This window comes from Glaciecola sp. G7-5 (genome assembly GCF_055808975.1).
Genome location: NZ_CM147892.1, coordinates 714,780 through 740,122 on the forward strand (window position 1 = coordinate 714,780; position 25,343 = coordinate 740,122).

Here is a 25,343-nt window from a genome sequence, read left to right on the forward strand (position 1 = left end):
GCCTAATATTCCATTATTTGTTTTCGACTAGTTAATATAGACACCCTAAACCAGATTATAAGCCCAATCAATAGCGCCGATTTTTGTAGGGTTCAGCGAGCAATTAGCTGATCCGAAAGCGGCGCTTGTCGGCATTTTTAACAAAGCATGCCCGGCTATTATTGAAGTTAACAAAGGTATCATTAAGTTAGCTAGCCTAAAGCCCTGCTAAAAACTTACGTAAGGCCATGTTCCACAGGTCTTGGAGAGCTCAATTATTAAGCACTGTGTTCACTTTGCATACTGACCATAGTGTCAGGTTTTTTTACATATTTTCACTAAGTGAATAAATCTCTCTTTCTATTTCTTTTAAATACATACACTTATCAACTGGGTATAAAAGTTGCACGCTTTTTGTGTCCACAATTTACGATTGTGTAGTAGCGTGTGTTTTAAAAACACCAAGTATTGTAACGTCAGGTTAAAAAGTTTGTTCTTCTAAACGTCAACACACCAATATTTGCGTATTGCCGACCCTGAACCCACTTTCTTACGTTATTTTGCTAATAATAATAAACCGGCATCTATAATCTGCCATACCAGAAACATCCATAATTTAGACAGAACTCAAAAGTTTTTACGTCTTACTATAATAATATAAATGTAAATGGAGAAGTTGATGAAACTTAACAAATACCTATCGGGTATTGCTGCGTCTGCCATTGCTGTAAGCTGCGCGACAGCAGCCTCAGCAAACATCACGCAAGTACATACTAGTGTCCCCCTTAATAGCAGCGCGGTCAGTAAAAGCCCAGCAGTAACTGGTCTTTACATCGTTGAGATGAAAGGCAAGCCGGCGATTGCTAAAGCGACAGAACTTGGTGAGCTTATTCCAAGCAACCAGTTGGTTGCCATTGGTGGAAATAACTATAATCCTGACACACCTCTTATGCGTCGTTATGTTGCGACCATGAAGCAACGCCAAGCGGCAGTTGCAAAAGACATTGGTGTTGACAAAATATTACATAAATACGCCCATACCTTTAACGGTTTCTCAGCACGCTTATCGCCTTCACAAGCAGACGCGATGCGCAAACACCCTGACGTATCAGCTGTTTATGTTGATGAATTACATCAACTACAAACTGCTAACACGCCTGCCTTCTTAGGTCTAACTGGTCCGGGTGGTCAGCACACACTAGGCATTAAAGGTGAAGACGTTGTTGTAGGTATTATCGATTCAGGTATCAGCCCAGACAACCCCTCTTTTGCCGATAACCCAAGTATTCCAGAAATGTCATACGGCGCAGCGCCAGCAGGTTGGGACGGCGCATGTAACGAAGGTTCTATTGGTGAATTCGTTAATGGCGACGGCATCGTTGTTTATAATGACGATACGGTCGCTGAAGACGTAGTAACCTGTAACGGCAAACTAATTGGTGCGCGTTACTTTGGTAGCACCTTCTCAAGCGTATACGAAATTCAATTCGGTTTGGGTGAATTTGCTTCTCCTCGTGATGCTGATGGTCACGGAAGCCACACTGCTTCTACCTCTGCTGGTAACGCGGGTGTTGCAGCTACTTTACAAGGCACTTCAGCCGGTACGGTTTCTGGTATCGCACCACGTGCACGTGTTGCTGCATACAAAGTATGTTGGAACTCTGGCTACGTAAGCCCAGATGGTGTAAATGAGCGCGGTTGTTTCTTTGGTGATTCAATGGCAGCGATTGACCAAGCGGTAGTTGACGGTGTAGACGTACTTAACTATTCAATTGGTAACTCAAATGCAATTAACAGCCCAGTATATAATGCCGCTCTAAGAGCAGCTGACGCGGGTGTATTCTTCTCAGGCTCTGCTGGTAACAGTGGTCCGACAGCAGCGACTGTAAGTAACATAGCACCTTGGATGGCCACTGTTGCTGCGTCTACTTACGATGGTGTGTCTACGGTAGTTGGTTCTGAATTGGCAGTGAATACTGGCGCACTTGCAGGCACTTCACTATTCTCAGTGCCAGCAGCGATTGGTACGCCAATTCCTGTTGATGGTCTAAGTGGTGATTTAGCCCTAGCTGATCCAATCTTAGCTTGTGACCCACTAACTGTTGATCTTACAGGTAAAATTGCACTTATCGCTCGCGGTTCGTGTAACTTCACCGTGAAGATGGCGAATGCAGAAGCTGCGGGTGCTATCGGTACTGTTGTGTACACACAAAGCGGTGCACCGATTGCAATGGGCGGAGATGATCCTGGCCTAACCACTCCGGGCGTTATGGTAACAAACGATGATGGTCTTTTACTGACTGGCGCCGTTCTTGACGGTGGCACTAACGTAACAATGACCACCAATCCAGCCTCTGGTACAGCAGTTGAAGTGGGTAACGTCATGGCGAGCTTCTCGTCACGCGGTGTTAACACACAAACTAATGATATCTTGAAGCCTGATATTACGGCGCCTGGTGTTCGTATTTTAGCAGCAACAAGCCCAGTACAACTTAATATCCCAGGTAATACACAAGGTGAAAACTTTGCGTATTTACAAGGTACATCAATGTCTAGCCCGCACATTGCAGGTATAGCGGCATTGTTGATGGGTCAACACCCAGACTGGACACCAGCACAAGTTAAATCAGCAATGATGACAAGTGCTCGTCAAGACCTAGTGAAAGAAGATGGTTCAACACCTGCTGACCCATTCGACTTTGGTGCTGGTCATGTAGATCCAATCCCTGCAATGAACCCTGGTTTGGTTTACAGCGCGAACTTAGGTGATTACCTTGGTTTCTTATGTGGTCAAGGTGAAGCTACTTTAGTGTCTACTTTTGATACTACCTGTACTGATGTAGAAGCCGCAGGTTTCGCAACTGACGCAAGTCAACTTAACTATCCTTCAATTTCTGTAGGTAACTTAGTTGGTTCAGAAACTATCTCTCGCACCGTAACTGATGTTAGCGGCATGGGCGGAACTTACACTGTTGCTGTAGATGCACCTACTGGTATTGACGTACAAGTAGCTACATTTGATGCAATGGGTGTTGAGACTGCAAGCGACCTACTTGTTGTTGACGCTAACGGCAAAGCAAGCTACAGCTTAACCTTCTCAACTGTTGATGGATTTATTCCTAATACGTGGGTGTTTGGTTCAATCACATTGACTGGCGCTGACGGTACAGTTGTTCGTAGCCCAATCTCTGTATTAGCAGACGCAATAGTACCTCCTTCAACTATTGAAGTACCTGAGTTCGTGTCTTTACAACTTAATAGAGGTCGTGCATCTACATTTGTACAAACCCTTTATAGCGGTGCAATTAGTGTTGAACATACTGGCTTAGTTGGTATAGCAGGAGGCATGCCTGGTCAAGCGAGCGACTTTGGTCCTATCTTTGACTTCAACACTAAAGCTCAAGCTGGTGAATACTTCGCGTTTCTCGTTCCAGAAGGTACTTCGTTACTTAGAATAGCACTTAGCGATGCGCTAGTAAGCCCAGCGGGTGCTGACATTGACTTACACCTTTGGGAGTGTGTTGGTGGTTCGTGTAACGAAGTTCAATCAAGTGAAAATACGGGTTCTGGCGAAGACATTATTGTTACTAACCCAGAAGCTAGAGATGACGGCGCTTCCGCTACTTTCTATGTCCTAATGGGTCATGCAGCAGATACCGCTGGCGCAACAACTGTAGACTTTACAGCCTTAGCTTGGTTAGTAAACGGTGCAGAAGCAAATACGCGTGTATCTACGTCAAGAAGAGCCGTTGCTAATAGATTCCAAAACATTAGCATACGTACTCGCGGCCTAGATCCAGATAACTTGTACATGGGAACAATTACCTACACTGACGCTGATGGCGTTGAGCAAGGTACCACTGTTATCGAAGTTCAACCTTAAAAAAGCAGTACTGGGGTGTTAACGCACCCCAGAATTTAATATAAAAAAGGAAGTAGAACCATGAAATTAATAAAGAAAAGTTTGAGCTCAGTTGTATTAGCAGCTAGCTTTTTGTTCGCATCATCGTTTGCAGCTAATGCAGTTGTTATAAAACATGATATTTTAGATAGTGTTGACAAAATCGGTGAAATTTCGGTTGAGTTTGACAACAGCTTACTTGATACAGGCATTTTAGATTCGGGTTTTGGTGACCCAATTAATTTGCTTGACTTCAACCTTGAAGCTTTTGGTTTCACTTGGGATATAGAAGCTTTTTACTTTGAGGCTGTAATAGACAGTGACAATATTGCTGCTGGTATCGAATTCTTCACTCTAGATGCCGACGATGTTGGTTTTCCCCCTGCAAGTACGTGGAGCTACCAGTTGCTATATGATGCGTTTGATTTAAACGCTAGCTTTATTGATATATTTGACGCTGCTGGTAATGTAGTTTACTTTGACTTCATCTCTTTAGGTCAAGCTGAAGTGACGGGTTTGCCTGTCACTAATGTTTCTGCGCCAGCTACCCTTGGTGTATTTTCATTAGCACTGGCTGCACTTTACGCTCGTCGTAAGCAAATCAGCTAATAAAAAGTCATTTTATAATTATGTAAAAACCCGGTTCGCCGGGTTTTTTTATGTCTGAAATTAATGCTATTTAAACAGGCTTAAAAGGGTAAGAAATTGTAAGCGTACTCAAGCTCTGTGCGCGTTACATTTGCCGCACCAAAGTTAATTAAGCGAATACGACTAAGTAATTTATCAACAAGTTCTGGCGCATCAAGTTCACTATCTATCAGTTCGACCAAAGACAAGCTGCCGTCGGGCTCTATAATCAGCTTAACATTAAGCTTACCTTCAATGCTTGGGTCAGCTCGCAGTGCACGCCGATACATTGAATATACCGCCCCTTTGTTCGCATCGAGTGTTTGCCTAATTTGGTCAAGATCTCGGCTACCAATCACTTGTTGCTTTTCTTCAATTCGTTTTGTTGCCAGCAAAGCTTCACCTTGCGTTGCGGCGACAAACTCGGTATTGCGCCGCCCCTCAAGTTCACCCGCTGCGCCAACGTTAGTGCTAAGCTCATTGGTTTGAATACCACCACTACCGTTTATTGAAGGTGCCGCAACAATGTCGCGCTGGGTCTTTTCGGCTTTACCTCCGCCTTCATTAAGCTTGGTGTCAGTAAGGTTATTTAACTTAGCTTGCTCGCGCATACTAGCGAGCTGGTCGCTAAACTTCAACATTCCGCTGGATTTAGCGGTTTCTCTGGCTTTGACTACTTTTTCTTGCTCACTTAGCTCAACGACGTCAGGCTTAGGCTTAACGGTCGCTTTTTCAATTGCCGGTTCAGGTGGTTTTGGTTCTGGCTTTATCTCGGGTTCAGGCTCCTCAATCACCTCAGACTCGGGCTCTTGCTCTGGCTCCACTTGTGGCGGCGGTGGTGGTGGCTTTTGCGCTTGTATAATCTTTGCCAGTTGCGGCGGGAGTTTTTCGCGTTCAGCTCGAGGCTGCTCAGGCAAGTCAGTCATAAAAACGTAAGCGGCAAATGCCAAACTTAGTATAAGCACCAATAAGGTAATTTTAAAAAAGGTGCGATTTTCAGACTTGCTGCTAGTCCAAGGGAGCTTAGAATCAAAATAGATATTGGCGCTAGTTGTCATTATGCACCACCCGCGCCTTGTGATGTTAAGGCCGAACCATTATCACGGGTATTTTCAACGGCGAGGGAAATATTGGTATAACCGGCCTGCGCGCAGGATTGCATAAGGCGCTTAAGCACCGTGTATGGAATGCTGCTGTCACCCATTATGGTAATCGCTTGCGACATCTTAGCCTCTTCACTAAGGCTAGCTTTACGACTACTTTGATAGTTAAGCTCGGTAATTAAGCTTTCAAGGGTATCGCTCTGTTGGTTGATTAGCTCATCGGTTTTGGCAATGAGCTTACCTTGCAATAAAATTTGATTTTTCGTGACCATTAACAGCAAGGTCTCTTTTGCTGGGGTGTCGGCAATTGAATTGGGCAGTTGCACTTGATCATTTACCTGCAATACCTGCACATCAGAGGCGTTTAACATTAAGAAAAATACCAAAATCGTGAAGATATCCATTAAGGATACTAAACTCAGCTTTGAACGCCCGCTACTGCGTTTGTGTTGACGCATCATGCGTTTAGCGCGCATTGATTGCTTCATTTCGCAGCTCCTTCTCTAGGAGGTGCATCACCTAAACTTACCTCGGGGAAAAGTTCAGCCTGCACGACCGAGGCAACAAGTACGTCTTCGTATGAGCGCGTTGTATCAATTAGGTTAACAATGGTTTGGTAGTCAGTGTCTTCTTGTAGTAGTAACACAATGTCTTTTTTGTCAGCGCCATTGGCGAGCAGTGTTTGCTTAATGCTGATTAGCGTTTGTTGCAGTTTTTTGTAGTCGTGTATTTTACTGCCTGGGCTTATTTCGCTGTCGACATCCAATGGAGCGTCGATCATAGGAATATTACTGACTAAGTAGCCTTGCGGGAAAAATACATCGAGCCCGCTTTCGCTTGCTTCTACTTCAAGGACTTGTTGCTCTATACTTTCGTTTTCGGGGATCGCTGAAAGACTCGGCAAATTAAGCTCAACCACCGTAATGCGTGAAAATACCATCATCATCAAAAGCACCGGCACAAGCACGATCATCAGGTTCATAAACGAAGTGATATCGAGTTCGGCCTCTTCCTTTTTAGGATGTTTGCGACTTCGTGCTCCCCTTAATGCAGACATGGCAATGACCTCTAGGCGTCGCTGCTACGTGTTCGTGGCGCAAGATCTTCTTTAGCAATTAAGGTATTTAAGGTTTTTACCCCTGCCATTTCCATGCTGTCGATTATCTCGGTGGTTTTGGTCTGCAAAAGTGAGTGAAATATTAATAGAGGAATGGCTGATATTAAGCCAAATGCGGTGGTATTCATGGCCACCGAAATACTTTGTGATAACAAGCTCGCTTTTTCTGACGGATCGGCATTGGCCACTGCGGTAAAGGCCGCTATTAAACCAATTATCGTACCTAATAAACCTAATAATGTTGCAATATTAGCAAGCATGCCTAAATAAGCTGTGCGTTTTTCTAAACGAGGGGTCGTTTCCATCAAACCTTCTTCCATCGCGTATTCAATGTCTTCACGGCGAGGGCTAACAGAAAGGCGACTAATGCCGGCACCAATAACACGGGCAATGGGCGCTTTGCTTTGGTTGGTCACTTGAATAACTTGGTCAAACAATTGTTTGGCTAGCAATGGTTCAATTTGTTTAAACGCACGCTTGTTAGTCGCCGTTGCAGAAATCAAGAAAAGATAGCGCTCGATAGTAATGGCTAGGCCAATCGCCAGCACAATGCCAATGGGCAGCATAAATGAGCCACCTTCTTGAAAAAACCTTATCACAGTATCCATATACTGATTCTCCGCATGTTGTCAGTGTAGGCTAGAGTCGTCACTATAGATGACCCTAAGCATTTATTGTGTATGCCAAATGCACTTGGGGTGGGCAAAACTATACCTTTGCCCACCCTTGATCGTTTTAGCGTTAGTTGTTCTCTTTGTCTGCTGTGTTGTGACTTGCACCTTGCTGCTGTAATTTCCTTTGCTCGTTGTCACCGGCCTTGTTTTGCGCTAATTCTTTGACCAAGGCCAAATGCCGCAAAAAGGCGCTACGTTCAATCTCAGGTAACTTACTCACCTTAAGTTTCCATTCTTTGTTTTCATTTATGCGCTGATGTGCCGGTAGTTGCCATGGCACAATGGTCAACACTTGAGGCTGTTCTTTGTTGCCGCGAATAGTGTCTTCAAGGCGCAATATGTTAGATTCAGGCGCTTCTTGTGCATATGCCGAGGGGCTAGTAAATCCCATAAGCAGGATTAGGCTTGTTAGTAGTGCAAAAACTGACAAGCGATAAGCAAAAGTAAAGCGCTGCGTTTTTAGAAATGCGGTTTTATGCATATTAATCAGCTCCAGTTTGAGACTTAGCAGCAGCGCGTTCAATCGCCTCTACTTGACGGACTACATCAATCAGCCAGCGATTGGCGAGCTTTAAATCCGCTTTTAAGGCTTTGATTTGTGCATCACTTAAGCGCTTTGCGTTGTGCATGGGGCTTGCTTGCACCAATGCTTCGCTTTGTTCAATTTGTTCAGTTTTTTCGCTTTGCACACTTTGGGCCTTTGTAGCGCTTTTCGCGCCTGGTGTTTGCTGGCGCAAGGTATAATCTAACAAGGCCCAGTAGCGCTGATAGTCTGCCAGTGCTTTGGCTTTTTGGTTTAAATACAAGTCATAGAGTACGGCGCGATTACGATAACTTTGCGCCATACTCGCCTGCGCGTGAATTGCTTGAGAATAAAGCGCTTCGGCTTTTGCAAAGTCCCCTTGCTGGCGCATATGAATGGCAAGTCTGTTGGCCGCTTTGCCATTGTATTCATTTAAGCTTAGGGCTTTTTGATAATGCGCAATTGCCATGTTTGGCTTGTCGTTTGCCATGGCAATATCGCCTGCCAGCAGGTAAACGCCGCTGTTTAAATAGGCTTCGTTGTTGAGTATCTTGGTGATGGCCTTTTCACTCTCAACAAACTCCTTTCGCTTAAACTGTGCCAGTATATTAGCGAGCTCTGTTTTTAGCTGTGGAGTTAGTCTTCGCTTACTTGAAAGATACAAGTCAGAGCGACTTAACATCGAATAAAGTAAATCTGATTCGGCTAAAGTCGCTTTATTTTCTGCAAGGGTTTGGCTTTCTTTATCCGCCAGATTTTCATTAGCATCAATACGTTTGGCAGGCTCGGCGGGAGTGTCTTTTGAAGCGCTAGCTATTAAAGAAGGCATGTTCGAGCAGGCACCTAATAGAAGTAATAAACAAAGCAATACTGGATATTTATAGGTCATCAAGAATTATCTCCTCGTTTACTTCCGGCTTGTTGTAACGCGCCGGCATCACGCTTTTTAACACCTTAAAGCTCTCTTTTATCCATTCGTCGTACAAGCCCACGCTTAGCCGAGCGATGTTTTTTTCGTGCAGGCCAATGGCAGTTTCTTCGAAGGGATAGGCTTGTTCTTCTAGTAAGATTTCATACTGCGATAGTTCAAGCGCCGACAAACCTTTAGGTCTGTCAGAGTCCATCAAATCTTGAGCGAGAGTATTGTATAAATTGGCGAGCTTGAAGTTTGCGGCGGTCACAAACTCTTTAGTCGCAAAGCTGATTACGCCTTCATATTCTAAAATCGCTTTGTTAAGCGCACGTTGCTTATTATTGAGGCTTTTATCTAAGGGCTGCGTTAGTTTAATGCGGGTATAAGCATCGTCTGCGTCAACGGCAAAAACCATCCCCGCCATTGAGGCTAAATAGGCAGAGCGTGCACTACCCGCTTGAGGGCTTTGCTGCAGAGCCGCTTTGTGTGCCTGCACTAGTTTATTTAGCCAAAATCGGCGTTTCGCGCCTTCGTTACTTTGTTTATAAAACTCGCTCAATATAAAGCGTGCTTCGTTTGCGTCTGCCATAGGCATTGGGAACTGATGCGCATAGGTGCGGAAATGGTCTAGGGCTTTTGCCCTGTCACCGGCTTTCTCATAATATTCTGCTGCTTGGTATAGCGCTAAACGCCCGGTTTCTGACTTGGGAGAAGCCGCATACTTTTGCAGTAAAATGCTTGCCGCACTGGGCCAATTTTGTGTTTGTTGATAGGCATAGTAGAGCTTATCGTCTATGCCTTTACTTAGCGGGTTATTAGGATAACGAGCTTTAAAATCTTGCAAGCTAGCAATTGCTTGGGGCCACTGTTCAAGCAATGAGAAATACACTGCGCTGTCGTAGTGCGAGGCCATTCTAAATTCACTTAAAGGTGTATCGCTTAGGACTTTTTGCAATATTCCAAGCGCTTGTTCTATTGCGCTTTGCTGGAAGGGGAGCAACATCTCTTTGCGGGTTATATTTTTCGCCGCCAGGCTCTTGGTATCAACATTATTACTGACTAATATGCCTTCGGCCTGTTTATATAGACTAGCGGCTAAGCGATCGCGAAGCTCAGCAATACGCGCATCTTGAGGGGCTGCTTGTTGAGGGACTGCTTGTTGAGGGGCTGCTTGTTCAGGAATTAGCATAGCCAATACAGCACGATATTCGCGCTCGGCTTTCGCATAGTTTTGCATGGCAAAGTTGCTATGCGCCATAACCAACATGGCTGACTGCTTAATGTTTGCCGATATTGGGCTTACTGCGCCTTCGGGTGTAAGGCTGCTTTGCGTCAATATCCATGTAGCCCATTGCTGCGCCGGTAAGTAGTTCTGTTGGGCAAATAAGTCTTGCATAAGGTTGAGCGCAACCATTGGTGCGCGCGGGTCTGCGGCAAAGCTTTCAATAAAGTTTACTTGGCTTTGTTGGCGCTGACTTAAGGCTGTGCGGTATTTCATACTCGAACGCATGTCAGCCTGCGCAACGGCGTGGCTAGGGCTTTGCTTAGCGATTTCTTGGTAAACAAGCAAAGCGGCATAGGCAGCTTCAACCGCTTTTGGGGCATCGCTATTTGTTCCTGCGTACTTTGCAGCTTCAAAATACGCGTAGCCTTCAAAGGCCTCAATCGCGGCTTCATATTCAGATAGGCCAAGCAAGGCTTCTGCAAGATAAAAATGCAAGGGCGCAATTTCAGGGCTAGGGCTAAATGTGCGAATATAATTTTGGTAGTGGCCTTTGGCTTTGGTGTAGGCTTGTTGGCTTAAGCTTTGAAGACTTGCGTCGCTGGCCGTGGCCCAACTGCGGCTTTGCTGCGGGCTTAAATTAGCGGCAACAAAAGCGCTGGCCTGAGAGGCTGTGTCGTTCGCTGCTGCATTAACGCTGCGCTTCTCAAGAAGGCTTTGGGCAGCTTGTGCAATACTATGTTCAGTTTGCGCCAATTCTTTTAAGTACTGGCGTAAATAGGGTGATGCAGCGCGGCCAATCGGCGTTTCAAGATTATTGATTACACCATTACCCACTGAATAGCTGGTTACAAACGCTTCTTTAGCTAACAACACTTTACTGGGGAAGCCGCCTAAAACGTAGGCGTCAATATGGCGTATGAAAAACTCAATAGCGCGTGGATGCAGGGGCTTTTGCTCAGCAAAACGTAAGAGTACATTGGCACTGTCAGCAAAACGGTCGTTATCAAGGTGCTGTTGGGCGAGTTCATCATACAACAGGTGCTCATAATCACGACGGCCAAAATCCTCAAAGAAAGCGAAAATAGCGTCTCCGTTCCCTTGGTAGGAAAAGGTCAGTGCCATCACTCTTAAGGCGTCTTTTACTAACCTAAGATCGCCGCGGCCAATGGCCAATTGGTCAATCGTTTGTTTTTCTAAGTCACTTGCGCTTATTTTATTATTGCTCACTAAACTTGCGTCAAGCATGGTAGCAAAGGCCTCCATTGCTTGGCTGTATTGATCAAGCTTAAAGTGACTCCAACCAAGCATGTAGGCTGATATGGCGTAAAAATTATTGCTGCTTTGTGCGCCGTTTTTACCCAGTTTAACAACGTCGCCATAGTAATTAAGTGCTTGCTCATATTGCTGGCGATTAAAATAATATTCACCCACTCTAAAATAGAGTTCAAAATGATAAGGCGTCGCGTTAAATTGAGAGACCGTAAATGTAGCTAAAAACTGCTTGGCGACTAACATGCTTTGCTCGCTTTGGGCCGACAAGTCAAGGGCTCGGCTTAACTGATACATAGCATCCATTTGCTTGCGATTAAGGGCTTGTTGCTCTTTGCTTAAGGCTTGATCGCCCACAGGAAGGGCAATCGAATAAGTATTTAATATCTCGCGGTAGTCTTCAATCGCTTCGCTCAAGCTTGTATTGGCGGCCTGTAAGTCATCACCTTTAGCTTGGCTTTGTTCGGCCAGTAGCATGTTGATGTCGGCAAGTCTAAACGCGACCTGCTGCTTTTGGGTTGGGTCGTTTATGAGTGGCAGTAGGGCTTCGTACTGCTGTTTTTTTTGCGCTAAACTTAATGTGGGTATCGCGATTTCTTCCATGCGCACCGGCAACAGCGCTAAGCTCTTTAAGCTTGGCCGCGAACTTTTCCCTGCCAATAAAGCATCGCGTTTAGCTTGTTCCTGTTCGCTTAATACGGCGCTTGCATCTGTGCTTTGACGCGCGCTGTCGTCATCAGCAAAAGGGTTTAGCGCAGGTAAACCCGCACAGCCTGCCAACAAAAAGATAAAGAGGCTCAGCACGTTTATTTTACTGAGCTTGCGCATTAGGCTCCTAGCGTTAAGCATGGTTTATTGGCCTCCTTGCACTTGCAAGTCTTGAATGCGCAACATCGCCAAGCGTGTATTCACTACTTGTTGTTCTAATTGCGTCCTGCGGGCTTCAATTAGCTGCAATAGGCCATCTTGTAGATTGGCAGTAGCGCTCGTATAGACCTTTTCGGCGGCATTAATTTGCAAGCGCAAAGCACTGTTTACCTGCCCGAATTGAGTGCGCTGCAGGCTAAATATATCTTGGGTCTGTGCTATTTCTTCAAGTTGTTGGTATTGCAATTGCGCCTTGGTCAACGCGTCTTTCGCCTTTTTTAATAGTTGTTGGTGTGCCCAGCGCGTAGCAATAAAATCGTCCATTAGCTGCCATTTCAGAATCCCTTCAATACGCTTTAAGCGCTCTTGATAGCTCGCTTTTAAAGGGCGCTTGCGCGTTTTGTCGTTAGCAAGTCGTTTATGCCGTGTGCTGGCCTTGTTGAATCTTTCAAGCTGCTTGCGAGTTTCAGCATTGGTCATGGATTTACTTAATGCAAGTTCTTGTTCAAAACTAGTGGCGCTAACAAGCATTGTTTGAATTGTGTCAATGTGGTGCTGAGCTTGGTTTATACGCGCTTTTGCATTGGCCAAGCTCATACCTTGCAGGCGTCCTTTATAAGCGGTTTCGCGTTCATTCAATAAAGTATTTAGTTGTTCAATGCGGTTTTGTTTTAGCGCAATATCTCGTTTTATTTGCTCAGCTTGCTGACGCATGGCTAACAAATATTTTGCGTCAAAGCCTTGTGTAGGTTCAAAAAAGCCCAGTTTTAAGTCTGCTAGAGATGGTGGCCAGCGCTCATTGTAGTGGCTGTAAAAGTCACTTGTTTGTGCAAGTTGGGCAAAATCCTCAAGCGCCAAAAGGGTCGTATCAAGTTGTTCAGCAGTTGATTGCAAAGCGTAAAAGGCTTGGCCTAAGTTGTCTTGACGACTAAAGGCGTAAGCTAGCCCATAACTAGCTTGTAGCGAAAACAGCCCCACGCTATTTTGTTGCAGGTGCTGCCATGCCGCCATTGCATTTTGCCAGCGGTTTTCACTGGCATTGGCCCAGCCATAGCTAAACAAGGCTTGTTCAGCTTCAGGCCCTTGTTCACTCACATTTTGAATCACCGCAATGGCATTGTTTAGGTCACCCTGCTGCAAAAGGCTTTGGCCTAACGCAATATTAATACGGTCAAATAGGGCGTCTTGTTCTTCAAGCTGATTGGCGAAGGCTTGTTCGTTGGCGCTGCGCTGGGCGCGAGCGTTGCTATCAAACCAGGTCCATGGCGTAACTAAAACGCTAATAGTGTCAAATACAGAACTGGCCAAGCGAGCGGTCCCGCTATTTTGCTGCTGATGTGCGATAAGCGCCTTTTTAGCTAGCAGAAAGCTGGCCGTTGCTTGTTCATATTGCGCTTCGTTAAAGAGCATGGTGGCGTGATTGGCAAGTAAGTAAGCGCTATAAATATTGTGTTGTGGTATTTGCTTAGCCAAGCTTTGCCAGTCTTGCTGTAACTGCATGCGCGTATGGGCGCTTAAATAGAGTAGTTCGTGCCATTGAGCTTGGCTTAGTTGTTCACGTAAATCCCCTGCGAGTATTGCCTTGTACGCCTGCTCACTAATATTTGCCTGTTTGTTTTGAAAGCCTGCTTTAGCCATAAAAAACCACGTGTTGGCTTGCACGTAGTCAGACGTTGTTTGGCTTAATAAGCGCGCAAACTTAGCTTGGCTTTGCTGGTACATGCCAAGGTTTAGCTGGGCTGCGCCTTGCATTAGGTCAATGCGATCGGCGTCGTCTTGTGACAGCTCACTAAAACCCTGTTGCGTGTTGGCGACTTCAATAAGCTTAAGCACTTGCTGGTTGTCTTCTTGAAAATAATGGTAAACCACTTCACCGAACGCGGCGTGTTGTTTGCTTGGGTTGGCATGCGCATTTAACGCTGTGCCTATCATTAGCAGCAGCATCAGCAAGCACACACATGTTAAGCGTAAAAGGTGCTCGCTTTGTTATGTGTTAATGAGGCAACCACGGCGTTATGCATAAAAAGTTTACAGTACCTTCGCTTCAAACACGGGTTGTTGCTTAGCCGTCGAATCAATCACGCTAAGTTCAATGGCAACTGGGTCTTCGTCTTTAGTAAATGTGACGCTTACGGCACGTTTGTATTCGCGCTTTTCTGGCCCTATGCCAATAAAGTAAGCACTGAGCTCGTGCTCGCCTTGGTTAACGTTGCCTAGGTATAAGCGCTGCATACCGCCACGGTAAAGGGCGTTGACTTGCCTGTCGGTATATAAATAATGGGTAGCAACGTTGTTGTCTATTCTTATTTCAACGGCATCAAGGGCGAAATATTCGCCTACGTCCATCGACAAATAAACCGCCACTTGGGTCGATGCAGGGAAGAGTAAATCTTCTTCTAAAATAAACAAGTCACGATTTAGATTCACCATCGCTTGTTTCAAGCTCTCAATTTGCTCACTGAGCGAGAGGGCCTCATTATTTTGTGTGCTTTGTAAACTATCAGTACTGGCAGGTTCAGCCACTTGCGTTATTTGGTCTGGGCTTGTTAGGCCAAGACCTTGGCTTAACTCATCACTCAATGTTTGGGCATTAGCGACGTTGGCTAAAATCAAACTAAGCAGGCCAATCATCGTCGCTAGCTTTTTAAATGCCGGGGTAAAACCGAAGGATATCTTAAGCATAGTTTAGTACCAAATTGAGGCGTAAATCTTAAACGCACTGGCTGAAAATCCAAATAAAGGCTCTGTTCCAACGGCCGCTTGCGCGGTAACATCACGAAAATTGTCGTAGTCAAAGTTCATATAGTCATATTCAAGATGGACACTGCTTTTTTTGAAGGTCGCACTTTCTGAGAATTTCCATTCATAGGCCAAACTCACTCCTGCCGTTAGGCCAGTGTAGGTGCTCATTTCTTTATCGCGGGCCATAAAGTTGAACTCATTTGCACGCGAGAATAAATCACTATAAAAATCAGCACTTTGCTGGCTGTAATAGCGCACATAAACATCAAACAAAGAAGGACTTAAAAGGGTGTAAATAACCAATGCGCCCATTGTGCGCCTCTATCCCCCATGAGTCGCTGTACACGCGCGCATCGGCGTATAGGGCTGCGCGGTAAGGCAAGTAGTAATGCGCATTAAGCGAGTATGCGGTTGATGAGCGAGTATTCGGATACAGCTCAGTGGCAAAACTAAAACCACGTTCGCTCGTTGCGTCTTCATAGCGTACGCTGCGATAAGGGTTATTTAAATATCCCTCGTCTGACACATGCTCGGCATTAAAACCTACAATCAGGCTCTTGCTCATGATCTGCGAAACACCAATACCAAACTTTTGGCGGTCGGCTTCTTCAAAAAAACTATCGTCGCCGGTTTTACCGACTTCATCCCAGCCCTTTGAATACGACATAGTCAGTGTGGTTAAATCGCCAAAAAAGTCTTGGCTTAAGCCCACATATACCGAATTGGCGTTAAAGTCGTTTTCGCTACTGTTGGTAAAACTGACACTTAGCAAAGACTTTTCATGCAAAAAATCGCCGCCGATGGTACTTTCTTTACGCTCTTCCTGATAAGGCGAAGCGGTGGCGCGAACATCGATAGACGCCCCCGATACGGTATCAACATAGTAATTAGCGGATACCGACACATGATTACCTATTTGTTTGCGTAGCAGCACTGAAGGGCCGTCAATTGTGACACCATCGCCCGTGTAGGACTTATACATAATGTCAGAACGCTCCGCCGGCAAAACGCCGGCAAAAGCCGGTATGGCGACTACTAGGTATAAGCAGGCAAAGCTGCGTAGTAGTTTAGTTACAACCACAACCACCACCCGCGCCGCCATCAGCTCCGCGTGCACCTTCGCGTGATTCTGATACGTGTTTTGCGTAAGCAAGTGCGATAGGGTTGCGTCCGGCACTCATAATAGGGTCGGCCAAATTGCTGCGTTCAAAAGGTTTCACCCAGGGCTCTATTTTCCAATTTTTAAGTGCAGCACTGCTTTCTTCAAAGGTTGAGCCGCAGCCTCCTAAGATCAGAAAACTGGTGACAAACAAAAGTTTTGAAATAGCTTTAACTGTTGATTTCATGACATTACTCCCGCATTAATATTTTGAGTGCTTTTTCATATTTCTTTTCATCCCCGGCGCGATAACCTAAATGGACTAAGCGCTGATTTCCGTCACGATCAATCATGACGGTGGTCGGCATAGCGCTTACATCATATAGCTTACTTACCTCACCGCTGGTGTCATAAAGTACCGGAAACGACACCTCAATATCATTTAGCAGCACGTCGGCTTTGTTGGCTTCGTCATCTACATTTACCGCGAGAATTTCAAAGCCTAAATCTTGATACTCTTGGTAGAGTGCTTCCATTTTAGGGAGCTCTTCGCGGCACGGACCACACCATGAAGCCCAAAAGTTGACGAGCACAATATTGCCGCGCTGTTCAGACAATCGAACATTGCCGCTTTCTTTACTTTTTAAGGTGAAATCAGGTGCGTTTTCATTTGCAACAGCGCAACCTGCAATTAAGCTAAGCGCCATGACTAAACTGCTAATAATCCTTGTCAGTGAAGTGCTTTTTTGGGTTGCCGATACTTGCTTAGTTAACATGCTGTCACTCCAGAATTAAAAAAAGATACTTGTTGAAAGGGTGAGCGTTAGATTATGTACACTCTTCTCGGGGCCGATGATATCGCTATTAAAGACGTAATCACGTACATCAAATCGTACCGATAGATAATCTGTAACAAGTATCCGGTAGCCTGCACCAGCATTGAGTGTAAAGCGCTCTTCACCGCCAAACTCAGTAGCGCCAGCACCTACAATCACGAAAAAGTCGGTGTTAAAGACTAAATTGTCACTAAAAAAGACTTCGCCATTTAGGTTGTAGGCGGCCGAAATATCGTAATAGGTGTAATCGCGCTGGTCTTTGGTTAAAAAAGGTAAACCGCCCGACAAAACTTCAAAACTCGTTTCGCCTGCTGTGGCTTGGGCATAGCTTGCTTCTACAAACATGTTTTCGTTTACGTGGTAACTTAAGCGCATGCCAGCATTGGGGCTTGACGAGAAGTCTTCGATACTAATAATGCCGCCAAAAATACCGACTTCTAGATTTTCAGAATCTATATCGAATTCGCTTATGTCGCGTCTATCAATGTTTGGGTCGATGCTAGGGCTTTGGCTTGCGTTTGTGTTTTCAGCACTGCTAACTTGGGCTACCGCTGGCGCGCAAACAAATAAGTTTACGGCGCTTATTAATGACACGGTTACTAGCATTGCTAACAATATTTTATTGTTCAACATAATTTACCTTTGTTAAAAAAAGACAGTCACGCCTAGCATCCATTGATCTAGCCGTTCTTGTTCGTCTCGGTCAGTAAGCGCTAACAATCCTCTGTATTCTGCGCGTAGCACTACTTTTCTATCGATATAATATTGAGCACCTATGCCCACTTCATAATGGTTGCTGTTGCGCACTTCGTCGCCACTTTGCACGAGATTAGCGCGGGGCTTAGTTTTTATTTTGCCGGTTCCCAAAGCCAAATATGGGCTAATATGCCACTGCGGGAAAAAGTTTGGCGCATTCTGATTGACCAAATTTTGTTGTCAGCAAAGTCCCCTAAGGCTTGTGAGTACGTAGCTTCAACGGCGAGGTTTTTAGTCCACACCCATGCGCCTGACAGCGACAAAGCCGTCACTTTGTCGATACTGCCGGCTTGTGCGCTAAATTCCCAAGTGCGCTCTAAATAATCTTCAAAGCTACCGGTTTTCACACTTACTTTACTGCCATCTATCAAAGTGGTATTTGCCAGTACTTCAGCTTTTATCCAGCCCTCGATGCCGCGCTTTGTCGCGACTTTGTACCAACCGGTACGCTCTTTTTTAAGGGTGAATACTTCATCTTGGGAGAGCACATGAAAAATAGGGAATTCAGAGCCTGGGCCAGAATGTACATTGATAAACGCGGTCGTTACTTTAAACTCTACTTCACCCGCTTGAACGCCCTTTGTTAGGCTTGCAGTAATTAGCACCGCGAGCAAAATACCAATAAGCCAAACCCGCCAACTAAATAGCGGGAAGGAAGAATAGGCGCAAGACTCAGTGAATTTATTTTGCATGCTTAATCCTGAGGTGCGTCAAAAGGATTGTTATAGTACTGGGCACCAATATCTAACCATTCTGCGATTAAGCGCAATTCAGCCTCACTTAGCATGCCTTCATGGCTATTGCCCGCATCAAAAGGACTGAAAAATCGATTGCTGCTAGTAGCTCCGTTTACTCGCATACTCGCGCTGACATTAACGCTAGTAGTAATTGGCTGGGGGTCGCCATTGGCGTCGAGGATAAGTTCACCGTCGTCATCACGCAAAAACAGTGGGTTGCCTTCGTTATCGAGCACAGGCACAAGGCGGTCAAGCAAGGCGCCTTCAATTAATTCTTGCTCGTTGTCGTTAAATAAAAGCTCACGGTAGCTGGTAGTAAAGCGCGCTTGTTCGCTAGAGGGCGTGCTACGTAAATCGAGTTGGCCTGCAGGCACTCTTGTTACGCCGTTTTCATCACTTGGGCTATGGCAATGGGTGCAGGTGTGATTGTTGAGCTCGGGCGAGCTTTGTCTATTTAAGGTAAACAAAGGTGCTATGTGGTCTGGGAAGTTAATAACGCTGCGACAAAGTGCAGTCCAGTTTTGGGCGCAGCTTTGAGTGATTGGCAAAGGCGTTTGTAAATCTTGGTAACGGTATTCAAAGGCAGTTGCCGCTGGCATGAGCGCTTCATCAACCCACACATCTTCAAATTTAATATTGGCGCTAAGCTTGGGTAAACCCACCACACGAGAGTAGGTTTGTGCCATGGTTTCAGTAACATCGGCAAAAAAGGCAGGGTTAGTGTTCACAAAAGGAAGGCCAGTACTTGGTGCACCGCGGTTAATAGATTCAGGCTGGGCATCAACACGCCCGTGCGCAGCTGTGCTATTGCTAGCATGGCAACCTACGCAGTTTTTTTGCTCTCCTGGGACCATTTGCAGCCAGTTGTTATGGCGCGGCGAAATTCGTTTACCTTGCGCATTCACAATACTAAGAGAAAATGGCACACCTGCAGGAATGGCAACTTCTACCGAACCATCGGGCTGAATAGGGGTGTAGCCCAGTATTTCGCGAAACAATTGATTTGAAGAGCGACCAAAGACTTGGTTATTAAAATCGAGGGTGTCGTCATCGGGAATAGATACGCCTTTTACGATGCGTAAAAATCGTGCTGGGCGCTCATCTACCGCCACGGCCAATGGATTTGCCATATTCACGATACCATTGGGGCTCGTATCAAGACCGTCTACATCGTATACGCTACGAATATGTAATACGCCGTATTTATCATTGATGAGTTCGTTTGCGCTACTATCAACAGTGCTACTTGGGTTACTGGGGAAAGGCCGCGCTTCAAGGGCGACGATTTCGGTGACCACGCTGGTTTCACTTGCTACGTTAAGGGGTAATTGAGTAGCTTGGCCTGATTCACTAGCCGGACTATACATCCAAAGCCCATGCAATTCAGGTGCTGGTGTATATGAAGGGTCAGCAATGTTGCTTTCGTTACAGGGGGCAATTGTCGCTTGGCTAGTTTCATCAGCCCCCTCAGGCAGCGGGGCTAATAAGCGGCATTGCGTCCAGCTAAAGAGTATTCTGTCACTATTGTCCCACAGTGGATAAAGCGCAACGATGTAGCCGCCTGGTGACACGTTGTTAACTAGGTCAATATTATCAAACAAGGCATTTTGTTGCGCGGGGCCTGTTATGCCTTGCATGCTGGCAATAGGCCTTTGATTGTCGATAAAGTTTTGCGTATCAATGGCTAAAAAGTTGGTGCCTAAACGGCTGGCATCAAAGCTATTTACTGCTGCTAATACTTGGCCACTAGGCGTAATGCTGGTCGCAGCATATTGAATATCGCTTATCCCTTCAACGCTATCGTGGCTGTGGCGGCCATACAAAATTTCTAAGTCGCTACCGTCACTATTCATTTGATAGAGATGGATGCCTTTGTTTCCGTTTACCTGATCCCAACGGCTAAACAGTATTTTGCCGTTGGGCAATACTACTGGGTCAAAATCATGACTTTGATTAAAAGATATTTGTTTAATGTCGCTGCCATCGCTATTCATGATATGCAGCACTGATGCTGAGAAGTCGCGGCCCTCTTCTAGGCCGATATATTGGGGTTTCCCTTCATCAAGCAAGCGCGCTTGATTGCCGCGCTGACGGGTCGAACTAAACACTATGCGCCCATCGGGTAAGTAGCTAGGGCCGGTGTCATGACCGGCTTCGGCGAGAAGATCTGAGCTTATAAGGCGGCGCAAAGACTCGGTCGTTGTATCGTATTCCCAAATATTCCATGTAGGGGCTTGTTCGTTGTTAGGCGCTTGTGGGGAGCGCATCGCAAAAATTAGGCGCGTGCCTGTATAGTCGCTTTCTAAATCTTTCACATCGTAGGGCAAAACGCTGCCGTCATTGTCAATAATGTGGGCAAAAAGATGACTCGTTAAATCAACTTCTGTGGCTGAGCTGTTGGCACGCGCCTTAATCACCAAGCTAGCGCCTGGCATAAACATGCTTGGGTCTTCTAAAGAACGAATACCGCTGCTGCCTTCTATGCTCAAATCTCTTTTTACATAAGCGATAGGCACATCAACAAGCACAGGATCTGGGGCTTGGTCGCCACTTGCGTCGAGTGAGCCACCGCAAGCACTCATGAGAATTAAAATGCTGAGTATCAAAGTCAGTTGCTTGACACCTACACCATGACTTTTGGAAATTTGTATATAGCTGCTAATGAATTGAGGTGGGTATAAGAAGTGCGCGTAGTGATACAACACAAAAATGGCGAAGCGCATGTAGCTTTTTGTTTTGCTTACATTATTCATGACGTCCCTCACTAACACTAAGCGCACAATGCCTTTGTGTTGTTGGATTAACTGACTCATTAACTGCTTTTTTATTCATGCGCACCAATGACGATAAAATGACGATTTGGACAATAAGCACTGCTTTCACACTTGTGAACAAAACGCTTTGCAAATACTGCACCATGTCGCGCTAGCTTAGCGATGATGATGACAGGGTGATAGTGTCTCTAAATACCGACGGGCATATTTTCAAGCACGTAATAGCGAACAAAAAACCTATGCACTGAGCATACGCCTAGTGGTCTGAAGGACAATTCTCGTAGTTATCAATAGGGATGAAAATACATACTCAACGTTAGGTGTTTTGTGCTTTTAAGTCCCCAAAAAAGCACATCGAAGGGCTAATAAATAACAAGCACGGTTATGAGCTTTAACACCTTTACGAGATACAACATAACGAAGGCATCTGCTTTTTTAGGTATAAGTAGTGGCAACCGGGAGAAGCATATGCACAGTTTGCGACACACCACCCTTTTTCATACTTTGGCAAAACGCCGTTTTGCTAGCTTCGGCGCACTTTCAATGATTGCGTTATGCTTTGTGCTATCTCAGAGCGCATTTGCCAATAGCACAAGCCAAGCTAAACGCATGCACGACCGCTTAGCAGGCATTCCACCAAGTTCTGAAGTACTCACGCAAATGGCTGATTTGGTCGCCGCAGGGGATGATATTGCTGCGGCTAACATCGCCATACAATCTCCTTCATTTTACAACGTGACCCTTAAAAACTGGGTGACGCCGTGGACTAACGAAGAGTCAGATATATTTGCGCCATTAAACGATTACAGCGCAACCGTCATTGGCATGGTCCGCGATGACGTAGACTTTAGACAGATTTTGTCGGGCGACATTCTTTATGTCGCCAACGCCAATACCGCAGTGCCCGCATATTCCGCATCAAATAATGATCATTATGAACAGCTTGAAGCCATTGGGGCTGATTTATCAAGCACGCTTGAAGCCACTACGCAATCAGCGCTGTTAGGTATTCCAAGCGAGGCTACCGCGGGCATTATGACCACGCGCGCAGCGGCAAAATCCTTTTTTAAAGACGGTACAAATCGGGCAATGTTCCGCTTCACTTTAATTAATCACATGTGCAATGACCTTGAAGCGCTTAAAGACACAAGCCTAGCTCCGGACCGCATACGCCAAGACGTTAGCCGCAGCCCTGGTGGCGATAGCCGAATATTCTCAAACTCTTGTGCGGGCTGTCATTCGGGTATGGACCCCCTTGCACAGGCCTACGCCTACTACAACTATGAATATAACGTAGAAGCAGATCCCAACGGAGAAAACGGAAGACTCACCTACAATAGTGAAGGAAGTAACGACCCTGTTACTGGCTCACGGGTTAGCGAAAAACATCAAATTAACGCAGGCAACTTTCCCTTTGGTTTTATTATTGAAAATGATAAATGGGATAACTATTGGCGAGACGGTAAAAACCAACACCTAGGGTGGTCTGCATCCTTAAGCGGCAGCGGTAACGGTGCAAAATCGATGGGCGAAGAATTAGCTAATAGTGCTGCCTTTGCAAGCTGCCAAGTCACCAAGGTGTTTGAAAACGTATGTTTGCGCAAACCCCAAGATGCCAATGACAGACAAGCAATAACGACCATGACGAGCAGTTTTGTGGGCAACAATTACCGCATTAAAGACGTCTTTGCCGCTAGCGCTGCTTATTGCAAGGGGGAATAGTCATGAGCACACAACAGTACATAAAAATAGTCTCGATTGCCTTTTGTATTAGTTTACTCACTGCCTGTGGTGGCAGCGAAACCCAAGTCACTGAAACACCAACGCCGCCAACAACAGAACTCCCACCCATTAACTATTCAGGGCCGCCACCGGCAACAGAAGACGTACAGAACTTCAAATTAAAGGTATGGGATAAGCTTGCTACTAACGACAAATGCGCGGCCTGCCATACACAAGGCTCGCAAATGCCCGACTTTGCCCGCTTTGACGACATAAACGAAGCTTACCGAGTCACCAACACTCTGGTTGATAAAGCCAATCCGCTGAATTCTTTATTAATAAGCAAAGTGGCTGGGGGTCATAATTGCTGGCTAGCCAGCCCAACAGCGTGTGTCGATATTATGGAAACCTGGCTAAGTGATTGGTTAAATACGAGCAGTTCAGCAAACGAAATTACGCTTATAGCGCCACCCGTAAAAACGGTTGGCGCGAATAAAAACTTCCCGGCCTCATCAAGCTTATTTGCCCAAAGCGTATATCCTTTATTCGAAAATCATTGCAGCGAATGTCATCAATCGTCAGCTGCTGTGCCCATTTCGCCTTATATTGCATCTCAAGATATCAATGAAGCTTACTTAGCGTCAATTTCAAAACTTAACTTAGATAAACCACAAGACAGCCGAGTTGTCGCCAGAGTGCGTGATGAATTCCATAATTGCTGGAGCGACAGTTGCTTGGCAGATAGTGACGCACTACAAAGCGCGATTGTTGAAATGGCCGATAGCATCAGCCCAACTGAGCTTGACGCCAACTTAATTGCGTCAAACGCGGTCACCTTATTTGATGGCACGCTCACAAGTGGCGGCGGGCGCTTTGAATCAAACTTAATCGCCAAATGGGAATTTAAAACCGGTTCAGGCAATCAGGCTTTTGATACCAGTGGCGTTTCGCCAGCGCTCGACTTAAGCCTTTCTGGAGAATATAACTGGGTAGGTGGCTGGGGTATCCGTTTAACAGGCGGTAAAGCGCAGGGCTCTACAGCCAACAGTAAAAAGCTATACAGCAATATCATCAGTACCGGTGAATTTTCGATTGAGGCATGGGTGGCCCCTGCTAACGTGACGCAAGAAGGGCCAGCACGCATCATTTCCTATTCAGGCGGCGACGATACCCGCAACTTTATGCTTGGCCAAAGCCAATATAACTATGATGTTTTAGTCAGGCACGGCAACACCGATGCCAACGGCGAACCCGCCTTAAGTACCGCCAATGCGGATGAAGTACTGCAAGCAGCTTTGCAACATGTCGTGGTAAATTACGACGGTATTGGTGGACGCCGAATATTTGTAAACGGACAAGACACCGGCTACGAAGATTCGCTAAGCCCTGATTTGTTAAATGAGTGGGATGATAGTTTCGCCTTTGTTCTTGGTAGTGAAGTAAGTGGTCGCTACAACTTTGAAGGCACTATTCGCATGGTTGCGATCCACAATAGAATATTAAAGCCTGAGCAAATTTTAAGTAACTATGAATCCGGTTTTGGGCAGAAGTTTTATTTATTATTTGGCGTGAGCGATATTATCAATATCCCGCAAAGCTACGTTGGCTTTGAAGTCAGCCAGTTTGATAGTTATAGCTACTTATTTACCGAACCCTTTGTTGTGAGCCTTGATGAGAGTGCGAATCTTGATGGCATCGATTTGCAAGGCTTGCGCATTGGCGTAAATGGCAAAGAAGAAAAGACCGGGCAAGTGTTTGCGACCTTAAATGCAACCGTTGATGGCATTGCAGCAGAGCAAGACTTAGGCTATCAAGTCTCAAGACAAGGCACCATTATACCCGTACAAAAAGGGCCTGAACTCGATGAGTTTTTCTTAAGCTTTGAAAGTATTGCCGGCCAGCGTTCGACGCGCACAGTAAGCGCGGTACCTAGCGTTGCCTTGCCCGTTGATTTAGCGCCGCAATCGCAAATAGGGGTGCGTGATTTCGCCGAAATTAACGCCAGCATGGCGGCACTAACGGGGATACCTAGTAATCGGTCTGAGGTGCTTAATACCTTTAACACCTTGCGCCAGCAGCTCCCGAGTGTAACGGCTATTGATAGCTTTTTGACCTCAAACCAAATGGCCGTAACCCAACTTGCGATTCGATACTGCGACACCTTGGTAGAAGATAGTGCCATGCGAGGGCAGTTTTTCCCCGATGTAGACTTTAATTACAACGTCAATAATGGCATTGATGCAAACTTTAAAAGTGGCCTTATTGAGCCACTAAACCAGCACATGCTAAATACCAGCGACGCAAGTGGCGCCAATGCCAGCGAAGTTAGCGCTGAATTAAGTAGCTTGATCGATACCTTAAGCGCGTGTAATACCAACAATAGCTGTGCTGATGAAACCACAGCCACGCTTGCAAAAGCCAGTTGCGCTGCCGTTTTAGGTAGTGCCGTAGTGACCGTGCAATAGTGGATTAGGAGCAA

General features: G+C 45.7%; 19 protein-coding genes and 1 pseudogene. 4 read left to right on the forward strand and 16 right to left on the reverse strand.

The genetic code is table 11. The features are described 5' to 3' along the window. Positions 1 to 658 precede the first annotated feature (658 nt). Positions 659 to 3,862 (forward strand): S8 family serine peptidase, encoded by a 3,204-nt coding sequence (locus AC0L6H_RS03210; protein ID WP_473392549.1) that lies wholly within the window; start codon positions 659 to 661, stop codon positions 3,860 to 3,862. Positions 3,863 to 3,922: 60 nt separating this feature from the next. After that, on the forward strand, positions 3,923 to 4,489 hold the full coding sequence (locus tag AC0L6H_RS03215; RefSeq protein WP_473392550.1) for a hypothetical protein: 567 nt from the start codon (positions 3,923 to 3,925) through the stop codon (positions 4,487 to 4,489). A gap of 80 nt (positions 4,490 to 4,569) precedes the next feature. Here the strand turns inward: AC0L6H_RS03215 and AC0L6H_RS03220 are convergent, their stop codons facing one another. The 16 genes and pseudogenes from AC0L6H_RS03220 to AC0L6H_RS03295 form a co-directional block, all read right to left on the reverse strand. Next, positions 4,570 to 5,565: an AgmX/PglI C-terminal domain-containing protein gene (locus AC0L6H_RS03220; RefSeq protein WP_473392551.1), complete on the reverse strand. Its 996-nt coding sequence runs from the start codon at positions 5,563 to 5,565 to the stop codon at positions 4,570 to 4,572. Continuing rightward, positions 5,565 to 6,098: an ExbD/TolR family protein gene (locus AC0L6H_RS03225; protein ID WP_473392552.1), complete on the reverse strand. Its 534-nt coding sequence runs from the start codon at positions 6,096 to 6,098 to the stop codon at positions 5,565 to 5,567. Before AC0L6H_RS03225 ends, AC0L6H_RS03220 begins: the two co-directional genes overlap by 1 nt. Beyond that, on the reverse strand, positions 6,095 to 6,667 hold the full coding sequence (locus AC0L6H_RS03230) for a biopolymer transporter ExbD (protein ID WP_473392553.1): 573 nt from the start codon (positions 6,665 to 6,667) through the stop codon (positions 6,095 to 6,097). The genes AC0L6H_RS03225 and AC0L6H_RS03230 overlap by 4 nt, the downstream gene beginning before the upstream one ends. A gap of 11 nt (positions 6,668 to 6,678) precedes the next feature. Beyond that, on the reverse strand, positions 6,679 to 7,335 hold the full coding sequence (locus tag AC0L6H_RS03235; RefSeq protein ID WP_473392555.1) for a MotA/TolQ/ExbB proton channel family protein: 657 nt from the start codon (positions 7,333 to 7,335) through the stop codon (positions 6,679 to 6,681). A 133-nt stretch (positions 7,336 to 7,468) separates the two neighbouring features. After that, positions 7,469 to 7,882, reverse strand: coding sequence for a hypothetical protein (locus AC0L6H_RS03240; protein WP_473392556.1), 414 nt, complete (start codon positions 7,880 to 7,882; stop codon positions 7,469 to 7,471). Between the two features lies 1 nt (position 7,883). Next, entirely contained in the window at positions 7,884 to 8,753 is an 870-nt protein-coding gene (locus AC0L6H_RS03245; protein ID WP_473392557.1) for a hypothetical protein, read from the reverse strand. A gap of 49 nt (positions 8,754 to 8,802) precedes the next feature. After that, positions 8,803 to 12,180 (reverse strand): tetratricopeptide repeat protein, encoded by a 3,378-nt coding sequence (locus AC0L6H_RS03250; RefSeq protein WP_473392559.1) that lies wholly within the window; start codon positions 12,178 to 12,180, stop codon positions 8,803 to 8,805. Positions 12,181 to 12,183: 3 nt separating this feature from the next. Further along, complete coding sequence (locus AC0L6H_RS03255; protein WP_473392560.1) at positions 12,184 to 14,130, reverse strand: hypothetical protein; 1,947 nt, start codon at positions 14,128 to 14,130, stop codon at positions 12,184 to 12,186. 96 nt (positions 14,131 to 14,226) lie between these two features. Then, positions 14,227 to 14,880, reverse strand: coding sequence for a hypothetical protein (locus AC0L6H_RS03260; RefSeq protein WP_473392562.1), 654 nt, complete (start codon positions 14,878 to 14,880; stop codon positions 14,227 to 14,229). A gap of 3 nt (positions 14,881 to 14,883) precedes the next feature. Beyond that, a pseudogene (locus AC0L6H_RS03265) lies at positions 14,884 to 16,042 on the reverse strand (DUF3570 domain-containing protein). Continuing rightward, positions 16,008 to 16,286, reverse strand: coding sequence for a DUF4266 domain-containing protein (locus tag AC0L6H_RS03270; RefSeq protein ID WP_473392563.1), 279 nt, complete (start codon positions 16,284 to 16,286; stop codon positions 16,008 to 16,010). The pseudogene AC0L6H_RS03265 and the gene AC0L6H_RS03270 overlap by 35 nt, the downstream one beginning before the upstream one ends. 4 nt (positions 16,287 to 16,290) lie before the next feature. Continuing rightward, on the reverse strand, positions 16,291 to 16,746 hold the full coding sequence (locus tag AC0L6H_RS03275) for a TlpA disulfide reductase family protein (RefSeq protein ID WP_473394456.1): 456 nt from the start codon (positions 16,744 to 16,746) through the stop codon (positions 16,291 to 16,293). A gap of 84 nt (positions 16,747 to 16,830) precedes the next feature. Further along, the gene (locus AC0L6H_RS03280; protein WP_473392565.1) at positions 16,831 to 17,508 is read right to left on the reverse strand and encodes an outer membrane beta-barrel domain-containing protein; all 678 of its coding nucleotides are present in this window, start codon (positions 17,506 to 17,508) and stop codon (positions 16,831 to 16,833) included. 12 nt (positions 17,509 to 17,520) lie between these two features. Further along, entirely contained in the window at positions 17,521 to 17,682 is a 162-nt protein-coding gene (locus AC0L6H_RS03285; RefSeq protein WP_473392566.1) for a hypothetical protein, read from the reverse strand. Between the two features lie 41 nt (positions 17,683 to 17,723). Beyond that, entirely contained in the window at positions 17,724 to 18,323 is a 600-nt protein-coding gene (locus AC0L6H_RS03290) for an SH3 domain-containing protein (RefSeq protein WP_473392567.1), read from the reverse strand. 2 nt (positions 18,324 to 18,325) lie between these two features. Continuing rightward, positions 18,326 to 21,181: an HzsA-related protein gene (locus tag AC0L6H_RS03295; RefSeq protein WP_473392569.1), complete on the reverse strand. Its 2,856-nt coding sequence runs from the start codon at positions 21,179 to 21,181 to the stop codon at positions 18,326 to 18,328. A gap of 429 nt (positions 21,182 to 21,610) precedes the next feature. Here AC0L6H_RS03295 and AC0L6H_RS03300 point away from each other — a divergent pair, with 429 nt between their 5' ends. Beyond that, complete coding sequence (locus AC0L6H_RS03300) at positions 21,611 to 22,864, forward strand: hypothetical protein (RefSeq protein ID WP_473392570.1); 1,254 nt, start codon at positions 21,611 to 21,613, stop codon at positions 22,862 to 22,864. A 2-nt stretch (positions 22,865 to 22,866) separates the two neighbouring features. Next, positions 22,867 to 25,329 carry a LamG domain-containing protein gene (locus AC0L6H_RS03305; protein ID WP_473392571.1) on the forward strand — a complete coding sequence of 821 codons (2,463 nt, stop codon included), beginning with the start codon at positions 22,867 to 22,869 and terminating at the stop codon, positions 25,327 to 25,329. The last annotated feature ends 14 nt before the right edge of the window (positions 25,330 to 25,343 follow it).